Source organism: Streptomyces sp. NPDC028635 (genome assembly GCF_040637635.1).
Taxonomy (GTDB): domain Bacteria; phylum Actinomycetota; class Actinomycetes; order Streptomycetales; family Streptomycetaceae; genus Streptomyces.
Map to the genome: position 1 here is coordinate 1 of NZ_JBEZWX010000093.1, position 1,243 is coordinate 1,243.

General features: G+C 56.0%; 1 rRNA gene. It reads right to left on the bottom strand.

Going from position 1 to position 1,243, the window contains the following annotated elements:
• Positions 1–48 precede the first annotated feature (48 nt).
• Positions 49–1,243 (bottom strand): 23S ribosomal RNA (locus AB0E88_RS35760); the annotation flags it as partial.

A 1,243-nucleotide genomic window follows, 5' to 3' on the forward strand; every position in this document is an offset into this window, starting at 1 on the left:
ACGGGGCTGTTCGTGGTTTCAGAACCAACACAGTGGACGCGAGCAACTGAGGACAAGCCCTCGGCCTATTAGTACCGGTCAACTCCACACGTTACCGTGCTTCCATATCCGGCCTATCAACCCAGTCGTCTACTGGGAGCCTTACCCTCTCAAGGAGGTGGGAATACTCATCTCGAAGCAGGCTTCCCGCTTAGATGCTTTCAGCGGTTATCCCTCCCGAACGTAGCCAACCAGCCATGCCCTTGGCAGAACAACTGGCACACCAGAGGTTCGTCCGTCCCGGTCCTCTCGTACTAGGGACAGCCCTTCTCAATATTCCTACGCGCACAGCGGATAGGGACCGAACTGTCTCACGACGTTCTAAACCCAGCTCGCGTACCGCTTTAATGGGCGAACAGCCCAACCCTTGGGACCGACTCCAGCCCCAGGATGCGACGAGCCGACATCGAGGTGCCAAACCATCCCGTCGATATGGACTCTTGGGGAAGATCAGCCTGTTATCCCCGGGGTACCTTTTATCCGTTGAGCGACGGCGCTTCCACAAGCCACCGCCGGATCACTAGTCCCGACTTTCGTCCCTGCTCGACCCGTCGGTCTCACAGTCAAGCTCCCTTGTGCACTTACACTCAACACCTGATTGCCAACCAGGCTGAGGGAACCTTTGGGCGCCTCCGTTACTCTTTAGGAGGCAACCGCCCCAGTTAAACTACCCATCAGACACTGTCCCTGATCCGGATCACGGACCCAGGTTAGACATCCAGCACGACCAGACTGGTATTTCAACGACGACTCCACAACCACTGGCGTGGCTGCTTCACAGTCTCCCAGCTATCCTACACAAGCCGAACCGAACACCAATATCAAACTGTAGTAAAGGTCCCGGGGTCTTTCCGTCCTGCTGCGCGAAACGAGCATCTTTACTCGTAGTGCAATTTCACCGGGCCTATGGTTGAGACAGTCGAGAAGTCGTTACGCCATTCGTGCAGGTCGGAACTTACCCGACAAGGAATTTCGCTACCTTAGGATGGTTATAGTTACCACCGCCGTTTACTGGCGCTTAAGTTCTCAGCTTCGCCCCACCGAAATGGAGCTAACCGGTCCCCTTAACGTTCCAGCACCGGGCAGGCGTCAGTCCGTATACATCGCCTTACGGCTTCGCACGGACCTGTGTTTTTAGTAAACAGTCGCTTCTCGCTGGTCTCTGCGGCCACCCCCAGCTCACCGTGTAAAACGGATCACCAAG